At 56.2% G+C, this 6,132-nt stretch carries 7 protein-coding genes; 4 read left to right on the forward strand and 3 right to left on the reverse strand.

Annotated elements, in window-relative coordinates; genetic code table 11:
* Window positions 1-5 precede the first annotated feature (5 nt).
* The 3 genes from ACKC9G_RS18735 to ACKC9G_RS18745 all read right to left on the reverse strand — a co-directional run bounded on the left by ACKC9G_RS18735 (window position 6) and on the right by ACKC9G_RS18745 (window position 1,565).
* Window positions 6-797: a thiazole synthase gene (locus ACKC9G_RS18735; protein ID WP_411408289.1), complete on the reverse strand. Its 792-nt coding sequence runs from the start codon at window positions 795-797 to the stop codon at window positions 6-8.
* Window positions 798-858: 61 nt separating this feature from the next.
* Complete coding sequence (gene thiS / locus ACKC9G_RS18740; protein ID WP_411408291.1) at window positions 859-1,068, reverse strand: sulfur carrier protein ThiS; 210 nt, start codon at window positions 1,066-1,068, stop codon at window positions 859-861.
* A 74-nt stretch (window positions 1,069-1,142) separates the two neighbouring features.
* Window positions 1,143-1,565 carry a DUF423 domain-containing protein gene (locus ACKC9G_RS18745; protein WP_411408293.1) on the reverse strand — a complete coding sequence of 141 codons (423 nt, stop codon included), beginning with the start codon at window positions 1,563-1,565 and terminating at the stop codon, window positions 1,143-1,145.
* A 161-nt stretch (window positions 1,566-1,726) separates the two neighbouring features.
* Between ACKC9G_RS18745 and hemC the strand changes: the two genes are divergently transcribed.
* The 4 genes from hemC to ACKC9G_RS18765 are packed head-to-tail and all read left to right on the forward strand — an operon-like array spanning window position 1,727 to window position 6,012.
* The gene (gene hemC, locus ACKC9G_RS18750) at window positions 1,727-2,671 is read left to right on the forward strand and encodes a hydroxymethylbilane synthase (RefSeq protein ID WP_411408295.1); all 945 of its coding nucleotides are present in this window, start codon (window positions 1,727-1,729) and stop codon (window positions 2,669-2,671) included.
* Window positions 2,668-3,456 (forward strand): uroporphyrinogen-III synthase, encoded by a 789-nt coding sequence (locus ACKC9G_RS18755; RefSeq protein WP_411408297.1) that lies wholly within the window; start codon window positions 2,668-2,670, stop codon window positions 3,454-3,456. Before hemC ends, ACKC9G_RS18755 begins: the two co-directional genes overlap by 4 nt.
* Window positions 3,457-3,472: 16 nt before the next feature.
* Complete coding sequence (locus ACKC9G_RS18760) at window positions 3,473-4,783, forward strand: uroporphyrinogen-III C-methyltransferase (protein ID WP_411408299.1); 1,311 nt, start codon at window positions 3,473-3,475, stop codon at window positions 4,781-4,783.
* Window positions 4,780-6,012: a heme biosynthesis HemY N-terminal domain-containing protein gene (locus tag ACKC9G_RS18765; RefSeq protein ID WP_411408301.1), complete on the forward strand. Its 1,233-nt coding sequence runs from the start codon at window positions 4,780-4,782 to the stop codon at window positions 6,010-6,012. The genes ACKC9G_RS18760 and ACKC9G_RS18765 overlap by 4 nt, the downstream gene beginning before the upstream one ends.
* Window positions 6,013-6,132 lie beyond the last annotated feature (120 nt).

Raw genomic sequence — 6,132 nt, forward strand, 5'->3', positions numbered from 1 at the left:
ACAGCTTAGCCTGCCGCGCGAATTTTGCCTTCCACCGGGGAGGAAGCGGAACCCAGAACACGCTTGGGCATTCGGCCTGCAAGATAAGCTTCACGACCGGCTTCAACGGCTTTCCTCATGGCAGAAGCCATCAGCACCGGGTTCCTGGCAGCGGCGATAGCGGTGTTCATCAGTACCCCCTCGCAACCCAGCTCCATGGCAATCGCTGCATCCGAAGCCGTGCCCACACCCGCATCCACCAGTACCGGCACCTTGGCACGATCAAGAATGATCTGCAGGTTATAAGGATTCACGATACCAAGGCCTGAGCCAATCAGGCTGCCCAGCGGCATGACTGCCACACAGCCGATTTCCTCCAGCTGACGGGCGACGATGGGATCATCACTGGTGTAAACCATGACTTTAAAGCCATCTTTCACCAGCGTTTCTGCCGCTTTCAGGGTATCGACGATGTTCGGATACAGGGTTTCCTGATCCGCCAGCACTTCCAGTTTGACGAGATCATGTCCGTCCAGCAGTTCACGGGCCAGACGGCAGGTACGCACGGCATCATCGGCAGTAAAGCAGCCCGCAGTATTAGGCAGGATGGTGTAGCGGTCAGGCGGGATAACATCCAGCAGATTAGGTTCACCCGGGTTTTGGCCGATGTTGGTTCGGCGCACCGCGACGGTGACGATTTCCGCGCCACTGGCTTCAATGGCCACGCGAGTTTCTTCCAGGTCTTTGTATTTGCCAGTACCGACCAACAGGCGGGAGTTGTAGGTTTTTCCGGCAATCTGCAGAGCATTATCGTGCACTTTTATTCTCCTTGTTTGGCCGTTACGGCCTGTGCGAATCGGATCATGGCTGAGCCGTCACTCAACCACCACCGATGGCATGTACCACTTCCAGACGATCTCCGCTCGCCAGGATGCGCTCGCTATGCTGGCTGCGTGGAACAATTTCCAGATTCAGCTCCACAGCAACACGCTTGTCTTGTAGCCCCATGGACTCAAGCAGAACGGAGATGGTGGACTCAGGCGGCAGACGATGCTGCTCACCATTGACCTCAACTTCAATCATCGACATGACATTCCCAGAGTGATGGGCAGCAGTCAGTCATCCTGACTACTGCTGAAGTTTTTTAAGACAGAGGTGGGCGATCAGGGCGCGAGGCTCAGCTGTCGCCAGGCCAGATAGGCCAGCATTCCCCAGCCGAGCAGCAGCGCTGCACCGCCGATGGGAGTGATCGCGCCCAGCCAGCGAATGCCGGTCAGGGCAAGAATATAGAGGCTTCCGGAGAACAGCAGGATACCGACAAACCAGCTCCAGGCGACAACCTTCATTAAGTTCCCCTGCCAGTGCAGCATAAGCACACCGGCCAGCACCAGAGCGACAGCATGAACCAGCTGATAGTGTGCAGCGGTATTAATAATGCCCAGCGAGTACTCATCGAGACGCTGTTTAAGACCATGAGCGGCGAAGGCACCCATCGCTACAGCACAAAATCCATTGAGAGCAGCCAGACAAATGGCCATTGCAGGAACCATGTCATTCTCCACAGCGGTAAAAGGCCGAAGCATCATACTCCCTCCGGCACGGCAGGTAAAAAATCTGACGGTGCATCAAACCGCTCTCTTCCCGGGACTAGCTATTTGAAACCTTTTTACCCATCCAGAGCATGGTTTGAGTGCTGGCATTTGCTAAAATGCGCCCATTCACTTTCCCGCAGGAATCCTGACCCGACATGAACCAGACACCGCTTCGCATCGCTACCCGTCAAAGCCCGTTAGCCCTCTGGCAGGCCTATTACGTGCGGGACAGGTTGCAGGCAATTCACCCGGGTCTGGAAGTGGAGCTGGTCACCATGACCACCAAGGGCGACAAGTTGCTGGATACACCGCTGGCCAAAATTGGCGGCAAGGGGCTGTTCGTCAAGGAGCTGGAAAATGCCATGCTGGAGGGTCGCGCCGACATCGCCGTGCATTCCATGAAGGATGTCCCCATGGAGTTTCCGCAAGGTTTGGGTCTGGCGGTAATCTGCGAACGAGAAAACCCTTTTGATGCCTTCGTCAGCAATCAGTTCGAGAGTCTGGAAGCATTGCCGGAAGGCGCTATTGTCGGCACCTCCAGCCTGCGCCGTCAGGTGCAAATCAGGGCATTGCGCCCGGATCTCAAACTGGAAAACCTGCGTGGCAACGTCAACACCCGTCTGGCGAAGCTGGATGCGGGCGAGTACGACGCCATCATTCTTGCCAGCGCCGGGCTCATTCGCCTGGAAATGGACGAGCGTATCCGTCAGGTACTGCCTGCGGTGACCAGTCTGCCCGCCGGTGGTCAGGGAGCAGTGGGCATTGAGTGTCGCACCAACGATGAACGTATTCTGCAATTACTCACCCCCTTGCATCACAAGGATACCGCCGACCGCGTACTGGCAGAGCGAGCACTAAACCGTCGTCTCGAAGGAGGCTGTCAGGTGCCCATCGGCTGTTTCGCCGAGCTTGAGAATGATCAGCTATGGCTGCGCGGCCTGGTCGGCTCCCCCGATGGAACTCAGGTTCTGCGTGCCGAGATCCGCGGACCACGCCAACAAGCTGAACAGCTTGGCGTAGCAGTCGCTGAAGCTCTTTTGTCACAGGGCGCTGGCAGTATTCTTGAAGCCGTTTACGGAGAAGGTCTGCAAGGGTCATGACCCTCATTAACGAGGCCAATAACCCGAAGGCTTTAGCGGGTGTGCGGGTCATGGTAACCAGACCCGCTCCGTACGGCGCAGGACTCCAGTCATTGCTGCGCGATGCCGGTGCCGAATGTCACTGGCAACCGCTGCAGGAAATCCAAAGCTTTGAACCCGGCGATGACCAATATCCTCTCGCAAAGTCCTATATTCTCGACCTTGACCTCTATGCTAAGGTCATTGTCGTTAGTCGCTCTGCGGCCAGCGCTCTTATTGAGTGGATTGACTACTACTGGCCGCAACTGCCACTGGGCATATGCTGGATTAGTATTGGCAAGGGCACTGCCGAGGTACTTGCCAGTGCCGGGATTGATGCCATTAGTGCCGACGGTGAGAACAGCGAAGCACTGCTTAGCCTGCCTGCACTTGAAGATGTCACTCATGAGCGCATTCTTCGGGTCGGTGGTGTGGGTGGCCGAACGACGCTGGCAGACACATTGAAAAGCCGGGGAGCCCGAGTCGACTGCGCAGACCTGTATCAACGCACCAATATCGACTGGACTCCTGATCAGCTGCGCCTTGTGCGTGAGCAGAATGTCATCATGATAACCAGTGGCGAGGCGCTTCTGCACCTCACCGCTCAGCTTGGTGGCCCACTTACCATGCCGATTATCGTGCCCGGCGAACGAGTGGCACGAATGGCCAGAGATTTGCATTGGCCGCAGGTTGTTACCAGTAATAGTGCCAGTGACGGCGCCATGCTGGCGTGTTTAATTCAATGGCGCGCAGACGCCAGCTGCTAACAGGACGGATGTTCGCATGACAGATCAGCAAACCCCTTCACAGCCCGAGAAGGACAAGAGCAAGGAAGTGCCCAAGGCTGCTCCCAAAAAGAAGGCAGCACCGACTCGGCGGACTCCGCTGGTGGTCGCGATTGTCATCGCGCTCGGTGGCCTTGGGGTAGCTGGCTACAGTCTGTGGCAGGTCGAACAGCTCAAGAAGATGAGCCAGTCACACAGCAGCCAGGTTGATGCCACTCTGGCTTCTCTGAAAAATGAAGGCTCCCAGTCTGCCAATGATTTTCGCCAGAAACTGTCCGAGCAGCTGAAGCAGAATCAGGAACTGGCCAAGTCCAGCCAGCAACAAGCCCAGAAAATCGAGCAGCGTCTGAACGAAGGCCTGCAACAGATGCGTGCCATGACCAGCACCAGTCGTGAAGACTGGCAACTGGCAGAGGTGGAGTATCTGCTGCGTTTGGCGAACCAGCGCATTCTTACCGAAGGCAGCGTAGCTGGCGCCGAGGCAATGCTCAAATCCGCAGATGCCATTCTGCATGACCTTGATGATGTCTCCCTCTACCCCGTTCGCAAAGCTGTCGCAGAGGATCTCGCCAAACTGGAAGCCGTCCCCAGTCTGGATACTGAAGGCATGTACCTGCGCCTGAATGCGCTGAACGACCAGGTCGATCAGCTTGAGCTTCTGCCGGTTCACAACGAAAAAGTGCTTCCTGATGTCATCAAGGAAGTGACTGATGAAGAAACCGCCAAGACCTGGAATGAACGCCTGAGTTCTGCCTGGGACAATGCCTGGAGTGAGCTGAACCAACTGGTGGTTGTGCACAAGCGTGATGGCAAAGTGCAGCCTCTGCTGAGCCCGCAGGAGCATTTCTATCTGCAGCAAAACCTGCACTTGATGCTTGAGCAGGCTCAACTGGCTCTGCTGGAAGGGAAACAGCAGGCCTATGATGCGGCGCTGGATAAAGCGACCCGCTGGATTCCACAGTACTTTGATACACGCCAGAGTGCCGCCAGTGCACTGATGAAAGGCATCAAAGAAATGCAGTCCGTCAAGGTAGCGCCAACGCTACCGGATATCAGCCAGTCTCTGGCGGTACTGAAGAGCTACCTCAAAGCGGTTCACTCGGATGGCGCCGCTCCGGCGAAACGCCAGAGCCAGCCTATGAAGCCTGCAACGCCAGCACAGCCCGAAGAAACCCCGGACAGCCAGCAAGCAGTGCCTGAAGAAAGCGCACCTGAAGCGGCTCCCTCCGAGGATGCACCTGCTGATCAGTCAGAAATGAAGGAAGCCTCTACGAGCGAAACCACCCCGGCCACCGGAGGTGATCAATGAAGAAGGCGTTTCTCTTTATTATCGCCATCCTGCTGCTTGGCACCTGGATTGGCTATGAAATGACGCAAGACAGCGGCTATGTGCTGATTGCGTTCAAGAGCTGGACCGTTGAGACCAGTCTCTGGACGGCCGCGGTACTGATGCTGCTGATTTTTATGGTCGCTCATGGCCTGCTCCGCCTGTTTTATAAAGTACGCCTGCCAGGTGAGCGTCTTCGCCGCTGGCGTAGCAGCCGTCAGCAAGCCAATGCCAGTGTAAAAACCCATCGCGGCTTACTGGCACTGGCCGATGGTCGCTGGAAGCAGGCCGAACGCTGGCTGACCCAGTCGGCAACCGCAAGCGATATGCCGATGATCAACTACCTTGCCGCAGCTCGTGCAGCGCAGGAGCAGGGTCATGACGACAAAGCGGATAAGTGGCTGCAAAAAGCGCAGGAAACCACTAAAGGCGCTGATATTGCCGTTGGCCTGACCCAAGCCGAATTAATGCTGCAGCGAGGCGAATACGTTAAAGCCCGCGCGCTACTTCTGACGCTACGCAAGCAGTCGCCTCGCCATACTCAGGTGCTGCGCATGCTAAAAACCTGCTGTGTGGAGCTTAAGGACTGGAAAGGTCTGTGCGACCTGATTATTGATCTCAAGCGCAATGAAGCGATGGATCTCTCCAGCCTGAAGCTGCTGGAAGCGGATGCCTGGCGTGCCCGCCTCAAAGAAGCGGGTCGCAACAAGGAAGCCACTGATGAGGCCCGGATTCAGGAAATTCTGGATACCTGGCAGGCGATGCCCATTAATCTGCAAGAGCAGACCCTGACGCTACAGCTTTATGTTGAGCGCCTGATGGATCTCTCAGCGATTGAGCGTGCCGAGATTGTCATTCGAAATGCAGTCAACCAGCAGTGGAATGATGAGCTGGTCTACCAATACGGCCTGATTCAAAGCCCGGCGCTGGATCGTCAGCTCAGCACCGCTGAGAAGTGGTTGAAACAACATCCGGATAATGCAGTTCTGCTACTGACACTGGGCCGTCTGAGCATTCAGTGTGGCCAGTGGCAAAAAGCCCGTCAGTATCTGGAAAGCAGCCTGACCAAACAGCCTCGCTACGAGACACTGCAGGAACTGGCGCGTCTACTGCTGCACCTCGGCGAGCAGGTCAGCAGCACCAATCTGCTGCTGCGTCATGCCGATCTGTTGAATCAGGACTTGCCACAGCTGCCGATGCCACAGAAATAAGCAGCCATCACCCGACGGTTTTAACGAAAAAAGGTGCCTTTGAGGCCACTGCTGTCCCATAAATGGCAGTCAATGAAAAAGCCTGAGTCCAAGTGAGTAAAATGAGAGTGCGACCAAACA

Origin of the sequence: Pokkaliibacter sp. CJK22405, assembly GCF_046614695.1 — a bacterium.
Taxonomy (GTDB): Bacteria; Pseudomonadota; Gammaproteobacteria; order Pseudomonadales; family Balneatricaceae; genus Pokkaliibacter.

Excerpts from the sequence above, each read along its gene's own strand:
- ACKC9G_RS18760 (WP_411408299.1), top strand. The coding sequence starts at position 3,473 with ATGACAGATCAGCAAACCCCTTCACAGCCCGAGAAGGACAAGAGCAAG.
- thiS (WP_411408291.1), bottom strand. The coding sequence starts at position 1,068 with ATGTCGATGATTGAAGTTGAGGTCAATGGTGAGCAGCATCGTCTGCCG.
- ACKC9G_RS18745 (WP_411408293.1), bottom strand. The coding sequence starts at position 1,565 with ATGATGCTTCGGCCTTTTACCGCTGTGGAGAATGACATGGTTCCTGCA.
- hemC (WP_411408295.1), top strand. The coding sequence starts at position 1,727 with ATGAACCAGACACCGCTTCGCATCGCTACCCGTCAAAGCCCGTTAGCC.
- ACKC9G_RS18755 (WP_411408297.1), top strand. The coding sequence starts at position 2,668 with ATGACCCTCATTAACGAGGCCAATAACCCGAAGGCTTTAGCGGGTGTG.
- ACKC9G_RS18765 (WP_411408301.1), top strand. The coding sequence starts at position 4,780 with ATGAAGAAGGCGTTTCTCTTTATTATCGCCATCCTGCTGCTTGGCACC.